The organism is Flavobacterium xinjiangense, from assembly GCF_900142885.1.
GTDB lineage: Bacteria > Bacteroidota > Bacteroidia > Flavobacteriales > Flavobacteriaceae > Flavobacterium > Flavobacterium xinjiangense.
This window is the reverse complement of record NZ_FRCL01000002.1, coordinates 335,151-352,551: the sequence shown is the minus strand read 5'-3', so window position 1 is coordinate 352,551 and position 17,401 is coordinate 335,151. Positions and strand designations below refer to the sequence as shown.

The following is a 17,401-nucleotide window of genomic DNA, read 5'->3' as shown; positions in this document are numbered from 1 at the left end:
CTACTTAAAATGATAAATATCATTCGTTACTTATTGGCTCTTTTATTCTTTATTTTTTAATGCTTCAGTAATTTCATTCATTTTTTGAACTTTTTCTTCGAAATTTCCTTTCAGTGTTTTGCGATATTCATTTAGATTTTCAACCATTTTATTAATATCGTCCGGAATTATTTCTTCGAAAAACTCGCGTAATCTTTTGGCAGTTGTTGGTGATTTCCCGTTTGTAGAAATCGCAATTTTTACATTTCCCTTAGTTACAATTCCACCTAAATAATAATCGCATAAATCTGGCGTATCGGCTATGTTGCAAATCAAGTATCTTTTTCGTGACAGATCAAATACCTTTTTATTAACTTTCAAATTATCGGTACAGGCTATCACCATGTGCCGTTTCTTCAACATTTTTTTCTTGAACTTGGCTTTCGTCAGTTTTACTGAAGGATGCTTTTCCACCAACACTCCCAGTTCCGGTAAAAATTTTGGTGCCACGACCTCAACATTGGCATTTGGACTGGATTTTAGCATAAACGATAATTTTTCTAAACCCACATTTCCTCCTCCTACGATAAGCACATTGAGTTGCTGTAATTTTAAAAATATCGGATATAACTCATTCCTTTCCATACACCAGTACTTTATTATGGTTTGATTTTAATTCTCTATAAAAACCTACCCTTTTCTTACTATCTCCTACTACTTCTCCAATAACGATTATCGCCGGAGAACTTAAATTGTGCTCTGCTACCACTCTTTGGATTGTGTTTATTGTCCCAATCCCTACTTTTTCCTCTGGAGTTGTTCCGTTTTGAATAATCGCTACGGGCGTTTCTCCTTTGGATTCCTTTTGAAACAAAGCCACAATTTCTTCCAATTTACTCATCCCCATCAAAATAACAACTGTCGCTGTAGATTGCGCTGCCAGAGCCACATCGGCAGATAATTCCCGTGCTGAAGTCGTACCGGTAATTACCCAAAAACTTTCAGAAACACCTCTTTTTGTCAATGAAATGCCTTGGTAAGCGGGAACTGCAATAGATGAGGAAATCCCAGGAACCACAAATGTAGGAATTCCAAAGCTTTCTACGAATTCTATTTCTTCACTCCCTCTTCCAAAGATAAATGGATCTCCACCTTTTAATCGCACCACATGACCGTAAGTAAGTGCGTTATCTACAATTAATTGATTGATTTCTTCTTGAGTATAGGCATGACTTCCTTTTCTCTTTCCAACAAATATTTTCAATGCATTTTTAGGAGCATAGGACAAAAGTTCTTCATTAGCCAAGGCATCGTACAAAACCACGTTCGCTTCAGCCAGTGCTTTTGCTCCTTTTAGCGTAAGCAAATCCGGGTCGCCTGGACCAGCTCCTACTAAAGTTACTTTTGGTTGTATTGTATTATGCATCAGCTAAATCTTTTGCTCTATATTTTTCTATTTTATCAAAAAAGGCAATCCCTTCTTGAATGTATTTTTGCGCAAACGCTTGGGAAGGTTCGTTTTCTTTAATTTGATAAACTAACTCTTTGAAAGTCGAATCCAACTCGATTTTATTACTTTCGACAAAAACGGTATCAAATAAATCGATAATTCCTGCATGGTGATTTGTTTTTTGGTTTTCAGCAAGTAACAATGCTTTAGCACCATTTACAAATCCAGCATACGCTAAATAAATTGCATCTGCCCATTTTCCTTCTTCCAAAGCTTCTTGAGCAAAAGTCATTTTATCCTTAGCCTCAAATATCAAAGTAGCGACTAAATCAATTACTACACCGGCGCATTCTCCTACTCCAACAGCTTTTACATAGTTATCAGCATTTCCCCAATCAATAAAATCAGCTTCGGTAAGATTAGTTAAATCCGCTAATGGTTTCAAAAATTCGTAGAAATATTTCTCCCCTTTAGCATCATAATAATTCAAGAATGATTCTCCGTTTCCGTTCGCTTCAAAATCATTTAAGATGAAACGCAATGCATCAGGTCCTCTTCTACTTGGAATTTTGATAACTTTATCAGAAAATCTTCCTGATCCGTTTCCTAAATTTCCTCCACCTAATAATACTTGTAACGCTGGCGCGACTAATTTTCCTGAATTGATAGACATTCCCTGGAAACCAATTTCGGCCATATTGTGTTGTCCACAAGCATTCATACAACCACTGATTTTAATCGTGATTTCCTGATTATTGCTGTATTGTGGATATTCTGTTTCTAAAACTCTTTCTAGTTCTACTGCGATTCCGGTGCTGCTCGCGATTCCTAAATTACAGGTATCTGTTCCCGGACAAGCCGTAATATCTGAAATGGTATTGTAACCAAGAGCCACAAAATCTAATTTGGCTAATTCTTGGTAGAAAAAAGGCAAATTTTCTTCTTTTACGTGACGAATTAAAATATCCTGTCTCAAAGAAAAACGCAATTCATTGGCTGCATAATTTTTAATCAAATCAGCCAATAATCTCGCTTTATCAGTATAAAAATCCCCCAATAAAACTTTGATTCCAATCGCTACATAACCGGCTTGTTTTTGCGCGATTACATTTGATTTTTTCCAAGCTTCGAAAGCAGCTGTGTCTTCGATTACTACTTTTGGAGCTTCCTGTAAAGGTGCTGGAATTTCAGCATCAAAAGCTGTTGTATCTATTTCAACTGTTTGGTGAGACAATGCTTTTTTTTCTTCATCAACCAATTTTAAAAATTCATCTCTACCAATATCTTTGATTAAGAATTTCATACGAGCTTTCAAACGTTTCGCTCTTTCGCCATAGCGATCAAAAATTCTCAAAACGCCTTCGGTTGTAGGAATAATTTGGTTTACCGGAATAAATTCCGACAATAATTCGGCGTGATGCGGCTGAGAACCCAATCCTCCGCCTAACATTACTTTAAATCCTCTTTCGCCATTTACAATTCTTGGAATAAATCCTAAATCATGCAAATAACTCAATGCCGTATCTTTATCAGAAGACGAAAATGAAATTTTGAATTTACGCCCCATTTCCTGACAAACTGGATTTCTTAAGAAAAACTGAAACATAGCATGTGCATAAGGCGATACATCAAAAGGTTCCTCTAAATCGATTCCTGCTGTTTCGCTCGCCGTAATATTTCTTACGGTGTTCCCGCAAGCTTCACGAAGTGTAACATCATCTTTTTCCAGTTCAGCCCAAAGTTGTGGCGTTTTGTCCAAACTTACGTAGTGAATCTGGATATCCTGGCGCGTTGTAATGTGCAAACGTCCAGTTGAATATTCATCAGAAACTTTAGTAATACGCAACAATTGTTCGCTGGTCACTTTACCAAAAGGCAATTTAATACGAATCATTTGTACGCCTTCCTGACGCTGACCGTAAACTCCTCTCGCCAAACGAAGGCTACGGAAACGTTCATCATCAATTTTTCCATCACGGAATAAAGCAATTTTTCTTTCTAAATCGATGATGTCTTTTTGGACAATCGGGTCTTCTATTTCGGTTCTAAAACTTTGCATCTGTAGTTATTTTTTTAGCAAAAGCTAGGTTTAGTTTATAAAACCAACTCCTGCAGTTGTATTGGTTGCTGTATCTATTAAAATAAAAGCGCCGTTTGATTTATTGTCATTATAGGCATCAAAATAAATAGCTTTACTTAATTTAATATTTACTTCTCCTATTTCGTTAATAGCCAATTGAGTCGCTGGAGTAACTCCAGAATAATCGGTTGCGATTACGTTTTTCACACTTTCAATTTTTGCCAAAACCCTATTGGTATTGTGTTGAATCAAATATTTTGTTCCCGGAACTAACTTTTTGCTGTCCATCCAACAAATAGTGGTATTAATATCTTTTTCGATTCTAGGAAGCTCATCCGATTTTACAATCATATCACCTCTGGTCACATTAATATCATTTTCTAATTCGATTGTAATCGAAGAACCCGCAGTAGCTTCATCGTATTTTTTATCGAAAAAGTGAATGTTGGTCACTTTAGATTCTGTCAAAGATGGAAGAACGGTTACTGCATCACCTACTTTAATATTATCGCCGTATAATTTCCCAGCGTACCCTCTAAAGTCATGGTATTCCTCCGTTTTTGGTCGGATAACGGTTTGAACAGGGAAACGCGCTTTTCCTTTTTCATATACATCTTTTGGCTCTAAAGCTTCTAAATGTTCCAAAACCGTCTGCCCGTTGTACCACGGCATATTTTCTGATTTGTCCACTACATTTCCACCATTGATAGCACTTAGCGGAATGTAACTAACCGTCTGTTCTTTGAACGTACTTTTTGCATTTAGTGCCTGAAAATCAGCTTTGATTTTATTGTATACTTCTTCTGAATAATCAACTAAATCCATTTTGTTTACCGCAACAATCACTTCTTTGACACGCAATAAATTATTGATAAAAAAGTGTCTATAGGTTTGCTCAATAACTCCTTTTCTGGCATCAATCAATATAATTGATACTTGTGAAGTTGAAGCTCCTGTAACCATGTTACGTGTATATTCTACGTGACCTGGAGTATCGGCAATGATGTAACTTTTTTTCGCTGTTGAAAAATAAATGTGAGCCACATCTATCGTGATTCCTTGTTCTCTTTCGGCAACCAAACCGTCAGTAGCCAAAGAAAAATCTAAATAATCATATCCTTTTTGCTTGCTACTTTTTTCTATTGCTTCAATCTTATCAGTAGTCAACGATTTTGTATCGTATAATAATCTTCCGATTAATGTACTTTTTCCGTCATCTACACTTCCTGCTGTTGCTATTTTTAAAACTTCCATTATATATCTTTGTTTCAGGTTTAAAGTTTCAAGTTTTAAAAACTCCTTAACTTAAATCTTTTAATTTTTAAATCCTTAAATCTTTCAATTGGTATTCTAAAAGTACCCTTGTTGTTTTCTTTTTTCCATTGCGGCTTCAGAACGTTTGTCATCAATTCTGGCACCTCTTTCAGAAATGGTTGAAGATCTAATTTCACCAACTACTTCTTGAATAGTTGCTGCATAAGAATCAACGGCAGCGGTACAACTCATATCTCCAACGGTTCTAAAACGAACAATTCTTTCTTCGATTTCTTCGTCTTCTTCTTGAAATACAAATGGAGAATGTGACCAAATCATACCGTCTCTTATGAACACTTTACGTTTATGTGAAAAATAAATTGATGGAATTTCAATTTGCTCTTCTTCGATATAACTCCAAACATCCAATTCTGTCCAGTTTGAAATTGGAAAAACACGAACATTTTGACCATTCTCAATTTTTCCATTCAAAATATCAAACAATTCCGGGCGTTGGTTTTTCTCGTCCCACTGACCAAAATCATCACGAACAGAGAAAATACGCTCTTTAGCTCTTGCTTTTTCTTCATCCCTGCGGGCACCACCAATACAAGCATCAAATTTGAATTCCTCAATAGCGTCTAAGAGAGTTACGGTTTGCAAACTGTTTCTACTAGAGTATTTTCCGGACTCCTCTACTACTTTCCCTTCATCAATAGCGTCTTGTACGTTACGAACGATTAATTCTAATCCTAATTCAGCGACCAATCTATCTCTAAATTCGATTGTTTCAGGAAAGTTATGACCGGTATCAACGTGCAATAATGGAAAAGGAATCTTTGCGGGAAAGAATGCTTTTTGAGCTAAACGTACCAATGTAATTGAATCTTTTCCACCTGAAAAAAGTAAGACAGGCTTGTCAAATTGAGAAATTACTTCTCTAAATATATATATCGCTTCGCTTTCTAATGCGTTTGTTTTTAATATTGAACTCATTTTTTTAATTTTAAAGATTTAAATGATTGAAAAATTTAAAGATTCCAACAATCATTTATAATTTATAATTCACAACTACTTTTGGTGCAAACCGCATTCTTTATGACTAGACTCCCACCACCATCGTCCCGCTCTGATATCCTCGCCAGGTGTAATGGCTCTGGTACATGGCGCACAACCTATACTCACAAAACCTTGTTTATGAAGTGCGTTTTGAGGCACATTGTTATCATCAATATATTTTTGAACTTCTTCTAAAGTCCATTTCAACAATGGATTGAATTTGACAATATCAAAATGCGCATCGTATTCAAATAAATCCAGGTTATTTCTGTTTTCCGATTGTTCTGCTCGTAAACCGGTAATCCAAATCTCATTGCCTTTTAATGCTTTAGTCAATGGAGCCACTTTGCGAATGAAACAACATTCTTTCCTATTTTCAACTGATTCGTAAAAGCTGTTTGGACCTTTTGTTTGCAATAAGTTTTCAACCGCTGTAGCTTCTGGGAAACATACTTTAATCTCTTTTTTATATTTCTTTAATGTTTTGTGAAAAACATCATATGTCTCTTGAAATAATCTTCCTGTGTCTAAAGTAAAAATGGTAATCGGCAAATTACTTTTGGCAATTAACGCAGTAATCACTTGGTCTTCCTGTCCAAAAGAAGTCGAAAAAACCACTTTGTACTTGTATTCGTTAGCTAAAAAAGCCAAAGTTTCCTCGATCGAGAAATTTGCTGTTTTTTCTAATAAAGTATTTACTACCGCTGCACTCATTTATTTTTATGTTTTTTTAATAAAATCCATTACCCTATCGGTTTACTAGATTACTTCGCAAAAATACTACTTAATTCTAAATTACAAAATAAAATTTGACTTTTTTATTGGCAATCGCTATCAACTACTGCTTTTATACAGAAAAGACGCAAGACTGATTCTCTGATAGATATAAAATTTGTATGATTTTTCTAATATTTCCCCTGCTTCCCCTATATTCTTATTAAAATTATTCAAATAGGGCCCTAAACTCTGAGCTTTAGCCCCGACAGAAGGGAAAATCCTTATGAGCTGGGGTTCTGCTCATAAGATTGGGAATGATGGCGGGAACCATGACTCCTAAAATGCCTCAGGTTTCGCTCCAAATAGCATACAAAACCATTGCTATAAAGATTGGTATTTTTTTATTTTTTTTTAATACTCTATCATGTCTATAGGATAATTATAAAATAGTTGTATTTTTGTCAAAATTTTTGTTTTATGGATTTTCAAATTGGATTTATAGTTGCAGGTTTATTAGTGGGTTTTATAGTAGGATTGACGGGCGTAGGTGGTGGATCTTTAATGACTCCCATTTTATTATGGTTTGGTATCCCCCCGACATCGGCCGTGGGAACCGATCTATTGTATGCGGCTTTTACCAAAATGGGGGGCGTTTATGTACACCATAAAAAAAAGAATATTAATTGGGCTATCACAGGTTGGCTCTCTTTAGGCAGTGTGCCAGCTGCTTTACTCACTTTATGGATATTGCATAGCATAAAAACAGATATCACAGCTTTAAATCACATAATAAAACTGAGTTTAGGTTGGGCACTCCTTTTCACATCGATTGCTATAATATTCAAACAAAAACTTTTATTGTTTTCTCAAAAACATGCCGGAGATAAGTTTCATAGTGAGAGTAAAACTCAGAATGCATTAACCGTGGCCATTGGTGTCATGTTGGGAGCAACTGTGACTCTGACTTCCATTGGAGCAGGTGCTCTAGGCACGGTTACTTTATTTTTCCTGTATCCACTTTTAGCAACTCCAAGATTAGTTGGGACGGAGATTGCTCATGCTGTTCCTTTGACTCTTGTAGCAGGAATAGGACATGCCTCAATGGGGAATTTAGATTTAGGCCTATTAGGACAATTATTAATAGGATCACTTCCTGGAATTTATTTAGGAAGTATGTTGAGTGGCAAAGTCCCTGATTTGCTTCTTAGAAATGCCATTGCGGTAATGTTGTTTTTTGTGGGATATAATTTGGTTTTTTAAATCCTGTTCCCAACATTCTGTGAAGGAGAGGGAGCGAAACAAAAAAAACAGCTTAATATTCTTATAGCAAATAAATTAAAAAGCAATATCCGCCAGGGTATTGTTTTCCAATATCATCAAAGTATTATCCCGAACCTCCATCATTAATTTTCTAACCGCACATGTAGCTTCATCAGTACAGTCCTCACATCTTTCATAGAAATTATGACTCGCACAAGGTAACAAAGCTATTGGCCCTTCCAGAATACGATAGACATGGGCCATATTAATATCTTTGGGGTCTTTTATTAAGTAATACCCCCCACCTTTTCCTTTTTTAGCACCCAGAAATCCGGAATGCCGCAACAGCAGTAAAATACTTTCTAAAAACTTAACTGAAATTTGCTCTGCCTTTGCAATATCAGCAATAGCAACAGGAGTCTGATCTTCTTGGCGAGCCAAAAAAGTCAATGCTTTTATTCCGTATTTTGTTTTTTTAGAAAGCATATTTAAAAATATAAGATTGAAGATTAAGGATTTTTGATTTCAGATTTTAAAGTAATCCGAAATCTATATGTCTTTTATTGTAGCAACAAAAATATACTTTTTGATTTAAGAATAGTGAATGCAGATTAACGATTTTCGATTTGCCCTAAATCTGCTCCCGAACTTCGGAATAAAAATCTTTAAGAAAGAGCTTGCTCTAAATCTGCTATAACATCTTTCACTGTTTCCAATCCTACGGAAACGCGAACCAACCCATCAGTAATGCTTACAGCCAAACGTTCCTCTACAGATAATTTACTGTGCGTAGTAGATGCTGGATGTGTTACAATTGTTCTGGTGTCTCCCAAATTAGGTGATAAAGAGCATAGCTTTATTTTATCCAAAAAGTTTCTTCCGGCTTCAAGACCCCCTTTTATTTCAAAAGCAACGATGTTCCCACCCAACTTCATTTGCTTTTGAGCAATTTCGTATTGCGGATGAGATTTCAAGAAGGGGTATTTAACACGCTTCACATTTGGATGTTGCTCTAAAAACTCCGCTACTTTCAATGCATTTTCACAATGTCTGTCTAAACGAATTGCTAAAGTTTCTAAACTTTTTGATAAAACCCAAGCGTTAAAAGGTGATAAGGAAGGCCCAGTAAGTCGTGAAAATAAATAGATTTTTTGTATCAATTCTGCATCACCAACTGTTATTCCTCCCAACACTCTACCTTGACCGTCCATTAACTTCGTAGCGGAATGCACCACTAAGTGCGCGCCCCATTTTATAGGTTGTTGCAGATAAGGTGTTGCAAAACAGTTATCTATTACCAAAATCAAATTGTGTTTTTTTGCAATAGTTCCTAAAAGCTCCAAATCGATAATATCAACAGCAGGGTTGGTCGGCGATTCAGCAAAAAGAATCTTTGTATTTGGCGTAATAAAACTTTCAATCGTTTCCGGCTTATTTATATCAAAATAGGAGGTTTCAATGTTCCATTTTGGAAAATAATTAATGAATAAAGAATGTGTCGCTCCAAAAACACTACTGGATGAAACAATATGATCTCCGGATTTCAGTAAAGCTGCCAAGGTTGAATACACTGCTGCCATTCCTGAAGCAAAGGCAAAACCAGCCTCTGCCCCTTCCATTTTGCAAACTTTATCAACAAATTCGTTCGTATTTGGGTTGCTGTATCTGCTATAAATATTTCGATCCTTCTCCTCAGCAAAAGAAGCACGCATATCTTCGGCATCTTCAAAGACAAAACTTGAAGTTAAGTACAAAGGAACCGAGTGCTCTAAATACTGCGTTCTTTCTAATTGGGTGCGTATGGCTTGGGTTTCAAAACCAAATTCTTGTTCGTTCATTTTATTTTTTAGTTTAAAGTTTAAGGTTTGAATTTGTTGGAATCGTGGAACTCTCACAACTTGTATTTAAACTATAATGATTTATTATTCAAGACTACTTTGTAATGTATGGTTGCTGTTGGTTCTAATGTTTTAGAAACCGAGCAGTATTTTTCAAAAGAAAGTTGTGCTGCTCTGGCTGCTTTATCTTCATTAATAGCTCCTTCTAGATAAAACACCACGTGAATATCTTTGAATGGTTTTGCCTCGCCTACTTGCACACGCTCGCCTTCGACCTCAGCTTTGAAAGAAGTGATATCTTGTCTTTGTTTTTTCAGAATAGAAATCATATCAATCGCACTGCAACCCGCAACACCCATCAGTACTAACTCCATTGGGCTTGGCCCCATATCATTCCCACCAAAATCAGGACGGCTATCAACATTTACTGTGTGACCACGGTCATTTTTTAATTCGAAGTGAAAGTTTTCGTTTACTCTGTTTAATGTTATTTTCATATTATCCCCTCCCCAACCCTCCCCGAAGGGAAGGGAGCCAAGACTGGAGGCAGTCCCTTTTTTTTTTAATTATATTTGTTCCGACGCAGATGAAACGGATTTTCAAACGCAGATTTTACTTTTATATATCTTAAATCAAAAATCTAAATTCCAAAATCTTAAATCATTACCCTTTATCCGACAATCTCAAGATATCCCCAAAAACGCCTCTGGCAGTAACTGCTGATCCGGCTCCGGCTCCTTGAATTACAATTGGTCGATCTCCATATGATTCTGTGTAAATTTCGAAGAACGAATCAGAACCTTTCAATCCTCCCAGTGCCGTATCAGATGGAACCGAAACTAATTTTACTTCAAGATTTCCTTTGTCATTTTGCAAATCTCCTGATAATTCACCAATGTATCTCAAAACGTGATTTGGTTTTTGTTCCTTTTTTATTTTATCATAAATAGGATCAAATTCTTTTAGTTTAGTCAAAAATTCAGAAGCCCTTCCTTCACGCAAATGTTCTGGAATTAAATTCTCAATTTCGATTTCTTCAAATTCATTTTGCAAATCCAATTCTCTTGCTAAAATTAATAATTTTCTACCTACATCGTTACCACATAAATCCTCGCGAGGATCTGGCTCTGTATAACCATTATCAATTCCCTCTTGCAAGACCTGACTAAAAGGAACATCCTTAGCAGAGAAATTGTTAAACAAATAACTCAATGTTCCAGAAAAAACACCTTTTATTTTGGTGATATTTTCACCAGAAAGATGCAATAATTTAATCGTATCAATCAATGGCAAACCAGCTCCGACATTCGTTTCATAAAGATAACTCTTTTGATTGTCTGCCAATACTTTTCGCAAGTCTTTATAAAATTTATAACTCAAAGTGTTCGCTACTTTATTAGAGGAAATCAAATCAAAACTATTTTCAGCCAATTTCACATAATTTTCAACAAATGCAGCGCTTGCTGTGTTATCGATTGCAATTAAATTTTCTAAGTGATGCTCATTAGCAAAGGCAATAAAATCATCAATCGTATAAGAAAAACCATTATTTTGTATCTCGTTTTTCCAGTTTGGAGTGACTCCATTTTTATTCAACAGTACATTTTTTGAATTGGCGATAGCAAAAACATTCAATTTAATGTCCTTTCTTTTTTCGATAGCAGCAGCCGATTCCAGAATTTGATTAATCAAAGTTCCACCAACTAATCCATGACCAAAAATGGCAATATTAATTTTCTTTGAAACTCCAAAAATCTCCCCGTGAATAACGTTCAACGCTTTATTAAGTTGTGACTTTTTGACAACTAAACTTACGTTTTTCCCCGTTACCGTATTATTGAAAAGAATAGGCACAATCTTGTTCTTGATAAGAGCGGTATATGGCTTGTGAAAAGTGCTTAAATCCTGTCCAATGATAGAAATCACCGAAACATTATCAGTAACTGAAATTTTGTTGACGTCTTTAGAATAGAAATCATTTTCGAATTCTTTTTCTAGTTCAATCATTGCTTTTGTAGCCTGATCAGCAGCAACCACAAGACCAATTCCTCTTTCTGAAGAGCCTTGTGAAATGATACTAACACTAATGTCATTATCTCCCATTACTCTAAAAATACGAGCATCAACACCAGTTTTTCCCAGTAAACCTCTTCCTTCCAGGTTTACTAAAGACACATTTTCCAAAACGGAAAGCGTTTTAATTCCTTCCTTATTCGAATTTGAAGTGATTAAAGTTCCTTTATTTTCGTGATTGAATGTGTTTAAAATTCGAAGAGGAATATTTTTTTCCAATAAAGGAATTATCGTTTTCGCATGAAGAATGGTTGCTCCAAAATTAGCCAACTCATTCGCTTCATTGAAAGTCAAATGGTCAATTTTTTTAGCATCCAAAACTAAATCGGGGTTTGCTGTGTATATCCCATCAACATGAGTATAATTCTGAAGCTCCTCGGCATTTAGATAATTAGCAATCAAAGAAGCCGTATAATTACTGCCATTTCTGCCTAAAGTAGTGGTATCATTTTTACTGTTTGATCCAATAAAACCAGTAACAATATTCACTGTGTTCCCATTATTTTGCTTGAAATAATTGATTACATTTTTCTTCGAAATTTGTTCCAAAGGTTGCGCGTCTCCAAATTTAGAATCGGTTTTTATCAATTCTCTGGAATCGGTAAAACGAGCATTTATGCCATTTTTAACTAAAATAGCAGTAAGTAATTTAGCCGAAAGCAATTCTCCTTTAGACAGCACTAAATCTTTAATTTTATTGCTATAATCCCCAATTAAACTTACACCTTCAAAAAGTTTTTCCAACACTTCGAATTCTTCTGTTAAATCGACATCGCAATATTCGGCTTGTTGGTATTTTTTAAAATCTTCGAAAACCGGTTTATAATTTCCATTTTGCGATGCAATTTTCAAAATATCTTCCAACTCGTCAGTTGCGTTCCCACGAGCAGATACAACGATAGCAATTTTTTCTCCTTGATTAACTTTATCAGTAATAATAGCAACCACCTTGTTTAATCCCTCGCCATTCGATAAAGATTTACCTCCAAATTTTAATATTTTCATTGTGTTGTGTTTTTTGGCTTAGAATATATTCTGAAGCAAATTGTCTAATTGTTTGTATTCTATCAAAAAAGCATCGTGACCATGAATGGAAACTATTTCGTGATAGGAAACATTATTTTTATATTTTTTTATTTCTTGATAAGTCGCTTTATTTTCATCTGCAGTAAAAAATAAATCAGAATTGATTCCGATGATATGAATATCAGCATCAATTTTGGATGTAATTTCTTCGAATGATCCTCTATTTCTGGTGATATCTATTGTTTTGAGCAATTGGTTCATCATTTTATAAGAGGAAAGTTGGAATCGTTTTTGGAGTTTCTCACCGTGATGACACAACCAACTTTCTATATTAAAAATGGCCAATTCCTCATTAACAGTTCTCTGAAATTTTGACTTGAATGATTCTGGAGTGCGGTAGCACAACATGGCATGAATCCGGGCATCTTCAATAGGCTTTGAAGAATTGTTTAGAATTTGTTCCTGCAAAAAGCAATTGGCTATCAACCAATCCGTCGATTTCCAATCTGTAGCAATAGGAATTAAATGTTTTGTAATTTTTGGTTCTAAAGCTGCTATTTCCCAAGCAATTCCGCCACCGACTGAACCTCCAATAATAGCATACAGCTTTTTGATTTCAAGAAATTTAATTCCTTCAACAAACAGTTTTGCAATATCTCTGGCATTAAAATCCAAATAGTTTTCTATTATAGTTTCGTCATAGCCATTTCCGGGAACATTAAAAGCTAATACGGTATATTTTGTGGTGTCAATTGTTTTATTTTCACCGATTAAGTCATTCCACCAACCGTTTTTTCCAATAACTTGGGAATTTCCGGTTAAAGCGTGATTTACTAGAACGGTTGGTGCAGTATTTAATTCTGGCCCAAAAACTTGAAAACTCAAGTTTAGAACAGCATAAAACACGCCACTTTCGGTGGTGAAATTTTGTAAGGTAATATGGTTTGGTTTATTTTCCAATTTCAAATCTTTTATGATTTTTGATTTGTGTTTGGAAATATTAGAAAGAAAAAACTAGAGTAAACCAGTTAAATTCTTGTTGTTATCTTTCCACGTTTGGCGTGGTAGAATGCAGCACCTTCTTCGATAAATCGAAGGGTTGCTAAGGCTTCATTGGGTCTAATCCCTCGTCCTTTCTTTATAACATTTCAATACGTTTGTGAACTTAAAGGAGCAAATTAACTACAAATTTTTTAAAGAAACAAATTTTTTAAAGAATTGATTGTTATTATTTAGCAACCTCTCGTTTTATATAAGCACAAAAAAGCATCCATTTTATTGAATGGTGCTTTTCGGTTTTTCAAGGGAATTCTAAAATTTAAGAAAGTCGTTTTTTACCATGTAAAACACTGATTTTAAATATGTATAATTAATGAAATAGATTGCTTTGAATTAGATAAAAAGTACCTCGTTATCTTGAGAATACATTAAAGCCAATAAAGAACTAGAATCTTTTTCCCCAAACACACCTTTAGTTTTCATTTCAAACCTAGTATGCATTAATTCATTCTCCGCTTGAATCTCTTTTACTTTTCTTGCCTTGAATTTAAAATTTGGCAATGACGAAATTGTTTTTGATGTTCTCATGATAATTATTTTTAGTTGTTGTTTTAGTATTAATTAAATTCGCAAAATCCCAGTTAAAAAGAACTGCTATTGCACACAATCAATTTCATTGCCAATAATAAATTAAATCTAAAAAATAAATGCCAAATAAGGTATTCGTTGGTGATTTAGTGAAAAACTATATTTTCAAAATAGCTCACCATTAATTTGATGCTTTAGTTTTCACTACAAGTTCAGTGAAAAACAGTGTTTAATTATTTTTCATATTAATTTTAATTACTCGCTTGATTTGCTTTTTGGTTAAGCATTTCTTGGCATACGCTCTAGTGATTCGATTTCGTAAATCTTCCCATTTAACAAGCATATAAGGATATAGAGACAATGAGATTTCATCTCCATTTTGTGAATTCTTGTAATGCTTTTTATATTCCTTGATATAATTGTTATAATCATCCAGATATTTGTCCCATTTGTTAGTATGGATCTTGCCTCTTTTTTTCAATGTATTTTCCAATACAAAAACGTTTTCGCTTGCTTTCATGATTAAATTATTTTAGTTAAAAAATCATTCTTATAATAAATAGTTCGCTGGACCACTTCTCCAAGATGCGTTGGTAATTCAAAAATGTGGCGTATTTTGTGTAGGTCGTAATTCTTTACCGGTAAGCTATCAAAAAAATACCCTTAAAAATAATAACTCTTTTTGATTGTTCTTTCTAGGTTTAACAAATTTACTTAAATAATAACGTTACAATAAAACATATCCGACCAACTAACACTATATCAGACATAAAGCATTTTTTATAGATTAAATTTCAGAAAAAAGTCATAAAAAGAAAAATAACGGCTATTTCTAAACAAAACGCAAAGCAATTAGTCAACAAAATCCTAATAATCCAATTCAATTGTTAATGCCAAAAAGATTGAAATTTGATTTTCAGCGATAACAAATAGTTCCTAAATATTTTTATTCCTATTATAGGAAAACTGCCTTTGGCCTACCAATAAACCAAAGACAGTATTACTTCCAAAAGATAAATTTTTAGACCAATTGTGATTTTTTTATATTTTCAAAAACGGTTTTCAAATCTCCTTTCAAATCTTCTATATCTTCTAAACCAACAGAAAGTCGGATTAAATCTTTGGAAACACCTGTCGCAATTTGCTCCTCATCAGACAATTGCTGATGCGTAGTACTTGCCGGATGAATAATTAGTGATTTGGTGTCACCAATATTGGCTAAAAGCGAGAATAATTTAGTTTCATCTGCCACTTTTTTGGCAGCTTCAAATCCTCCTTTTAGACCAAAGGTAACTACTCCACTTTGTCCTTTTGGCAAATATTCCTGCCCTAATAGATAATATTTACTCGATTTCAATCCCGGATAATTTACCCATGCAACCTCTTCCTGACTTTCTAACCATTGGGCTAAAGCCAAAGCATTATCGCTGTGTCTTTGAATTCGAATAGGTAATGTTTCTAATCCTTGAATAATCTGGAACGCATTGAACGGACTCAAAGCAGCACCATAATCTCGCAAACCTTCGATACGAACTTTAGCGATGAATGCTGCATTTCCAAGTGCTTCGTGATACACTAATCCGTGATAACCCGCGGAAGGTTCAGTGAATTCGGGGAATTTCCCATTCGTCCAATCAAAATTTCCTGCATCAATAATAATACCTCCCAAGGAAGTTCCGTTACCCGTTATGTATTTCGTCAACGAGTGAATGACGATATCGGCTCCATATTGAATTGGGTTCAGTAAATAAGGAGATGCAACCGTATTATCCACAATAAAAGGTAATTTAGATGCTTTGGCTTCAGCCGAAATAGCTTTCAAATCCAGCACATCTAATTTTGGGTTCCCCAAAGATTCTACAAAAACTGCTCTGGTATTTTCTTGGACAGCATTTTTAAAATTAGCCGGATTGGATGGATCTACAAATGTGGTGGTGATCCCTAACCTTGGCAAAGTAACTTTTAATAAATTATACGTTCCTCCGTACAAACTGTTGGAAGCCACAATATGATCACCCGCTTTTAGCAATACCAATAACGTTGTGGCAATTGCTGCGGTTCCGGATGCCGTAACTACCGCTCCAATACCGCCTTCTAAAGTAGATAATCGCTGCTCCAGAATGTCATTTGTTGGATTATTCAATCTCGTATAGATAAATCCGGGTTCAGCAAGACCAAAAAGATTGGCGGCATGTTCCGAGTTATTGAAAACATAAGAACTGGTTTGATAAATAGGAACAGCTCTGGTTCCTGCATTTTTTGTTACGTCGTGTCCCGCGTGTAGTGCGTTTGTTGCAAATTTTTGTGTGCTCATGATGTTTAGATTTTAATATTATAAATTATTTATTTTGCATTTTAATTTATTTAGTATTTTTCATTTCTTCAGTAAAAAAAAGTCCTTTTGGATGACTTACCAAAAGGACTTATAGTTTGAACTATAACAAAGATTCTATCTTTCACTTTCGGCAATAGCAAATTGGGATGCACATACGCATCATAAAGCACCTCATCATTTTATTTGCTACTGTTTTAATCATAATATTGTGTTTAATAGGTTTTACAAAATTGAATTATATCTTTTTTTATTTCTTCAGATGTGGAAATGGATTCGACATAAAATAAAAAACCTCTGCTGTTAGCAGAGGTCTTGATTATATATTTTAAAATTTAAAACTATACAATAGTGCACTCTGCGAAATTTTCCGGCATCATGCAACACATATTAATAGTAACTAATTTCATTTTTTCTTATTTGATGAGACAAAATTGCAAATTATTTTTGAATCCACCAAAGAAAAATCAATTTATTTCACAATCTCTATAGGACAACTAGGATATGTTAAATTAACTTTATTTAAATTAAAAAAAACAAAAGATTAATTTGCAATTCAAAATGGTTTCATACATTTGCACTCGAATACAAGAGGAAAAATTTGAACTGATTGCAACCTCTTCATAATGAAACGAATTCATTATGGATACTGAAAAATTTTCAGTAGAAAAAATGCTAAAGCAGAAACTCTCCTTTAGTATTATTTCCAGCAATTATTTTCCTCCCTTTAATTTTAAATTTATATT

The 17,401-nt window shown here is 34.5% G+C and carries 15 protein-coding genes and 1 riboswitch; of the genes, 1 reads left to right on the top strand and 14 read right to left on the bottom strand.

From position 1 onward, the window contains the following. Positions 1–42 precede the first annotated feature (42 nt). The 6 genes from BUC23_RS03785 to BUC23_RS03760 all read right to left on the bottom strand — a co-directional run bounded on the left by BUC23_RS03785 (position 43) and on the right by BUC23_RS03760 (position 6,536). Positions 43–624 (bottom strand): precorrin-2 dehydrogenase/sirohydrochlorin ferrochelatase family protein, encoded by a 582-nt coding sequence (locus tag BUC23_RS03785; RefSeq protein ID WP_073205653.1) that lies wholly within the window; start codon positions 622–624, stop codon positions 43–45. Next, positions 611–1,405: a uroporphyrinogen-III C-methyltransferase gene (gene cobA, locus BUC23_RS03780; protein ID WP_073205650.1), complete on the bottom strand. Its 795-nt coding sequence runs from the start codon at positions 1,403–1,405 to the stop codon at positions 611–613. The genes BUC23_RS03785 and cobA overlap by 14 nt, the downstream gene beginning before the upstream one ends. Further along, entirely contained in the window at positions 1,398–3,488 is a 2,091-nt protein-coding gene (locus tag BUC23_RS03775; RefSeq protein ID WP_073205648.1) for a HEPN domain-containing protein, read from the bottom strand. Before BUC23_RS03775 ends, cobA begins: the two co-directional genes overlap by 8 nt. A 30-nt stretch (positions 3,489–3,518) precedes the next feature. Then, the gene (locus tag BUC23_RS03770) at positions 3,519–4,763 is read right to left on the bottom strand and encodes a sulfate adenylyltransferase subunit 1 (RefSeq protein ID WP_073205645.1); all 1,245 of its coding nucleotides are present in this window, start codon (positions 4,761–4,763) and stop codon (positions 3,519–3,521) included. Positions 4,764–4,859: 96 nt separating this feature from the next. Continuing rightward, positions 4,860–5,759, bottom strand: coding sequence for a sulfate adenylyltransferase subunit CysD (cysD, locus tag BUC23_RS03765; protein ID WP_073205642.1), 900 nt, complete (start codon positions 5,757–5,759; stop codon positions 4,860–4,862). Positions 5,760–5,834: 75 nt separating this feature from the next. Beyond that, a complete protein-coding gene (locus BUC23_RS03760; RefSeq protein ID WP_073205638.1) occupies positions 5,835–6,536 on the bottom strand; it encodes a phosphoadenylyl-sulfate reductase in 702 nt (233 codons plus the stop codon). Positions 6,537–7,016: 480 nt separating this feature from the next. On the opposite strand from BUC23_RS03760, the gene BUC23_RS03755 reads away from it, so the two are divergent. Next, positions 7,017–7,799, top strand: coding sequence for a sulfite exporter TauE/SafE family protein (locus BUC23_RS03755; protein ID WP_073205635.1), 783 nt, complete (start codon positions 7,017–7,019; stop codon positions 7,797–7,799). 75 nt (positions 7,800–7,874) lie between these two features. On the opposite strand, the gene BUC23_RS03750 is transcribed toward BUC23_RS03755, so the two are convergent. From BUC23_RS03750 to BUC23_RS03715, 8 genes are all read right to left on the bottom strand, one after another. Continuing rightward, the gene (locus BUC23_RS03750) at positions 7,875–8,285 is read right to left on the bottom strand and encodes an RrF2 family transcriptional regulator (RefSeq protein WP_073205633.1); all 411 of its coding nucleotides are present in this window, start codon (positions 8,283–8,285) and stop codon (positions 7,875–7,877) included. Between the two features lie 179 nt (positions 8,286–8,464). Further along, positions 8,465–9,637, bottom strand: a complete 1,173-nt coding sequence (locus tag BUC23_RS03745; protein WP_073205629.1) for a trans-sulfuration enzyme family protein — start codon at positions 9,635–9,637, stop codon at positions 8,465–8,467. 71 nt (positions 9,638–9,708) lie between these two features. After that, on the bottom strand, positions 9,709–10,134 hold the full coding sequence (locus BUC23_RS03740; RefSeq protein WP_073205626.1) for an OsmC family protein: 426 nt from the start codon (positions 10,132–10,134) through the stop codon (positions 9,709–9,711). A 166-nt stretch (positions 10,135–10,300) separates the two neighbouring features. Next, entirely contained in the window at positions 10,301–12,715 is a 2,415-nt protein-coding gene (gene thrA / locus BUC23_RS03735; protein WP_073205623.1) for a bifunctional aspartate kinase/homoserine dehydrogenase I, read from the bottom strand. Positions 12,716–12,733: 18 nt separating this feature from the next. Beyond that, positions 12,734–13,696 (bottom strand): alpha/beta fold hydrolase, encoded by a 963-nt coding sequence (locus BUC23_RS03730; protein WP_341868407.1) that lies wholly within the window; start codon positions 13,694–13,696, stop codon positions 12,734–12,736. A 79-nt stretch (positions 13,697–13,775) separates the two neighbouring features. Then, a riboswitch (SAM riboswitch) is annotated at positions 13,776–13,883 on the bottom strand. Positions 13,884–14,128: 245 nt separating this feature from the next. Further along, on the bottom strand, positions 14,129–14,323 hold the full coding sequence (locus BUC23_RS03725; protein WP_073205617.1) for a hypothetical protein: 195 nt from the start codon (positions 14,321–14,323) through the stop codon (positions 14,129–14,131). A 229-nt stretch (positions 14,324–14,552) separates the two neighbouring features. Further along, the gene (locus BUC23_RS03720) at positions 14,553–14,843 is read right to left on the bottom strand and encodes a hypothetical protein (RefSeq protein ID WP_073205614.1); all 291 of its coding nucleotides are present in this window, start codon (positions 14,841–14,843) and stop codon (positions 14,553–14,555) included. A gap of 501 nt (positions 14,844–15,344) precedes the next feature. Then, positions 15,345–16,637, bottom strand: a complete 1,293-nt coding sequence (locus tag BUC23_RS03715; protein WP_073205611.1) for an O-acetylhomoserine aminocarboxypropyltransferase/cysteine synthase family protein — start codon at positions 16,635–16,637, stop codon at positions 15,345–15,347. Between the last annotated feature and the right edge of the window lie 764 nt (positions 16,638–17,401).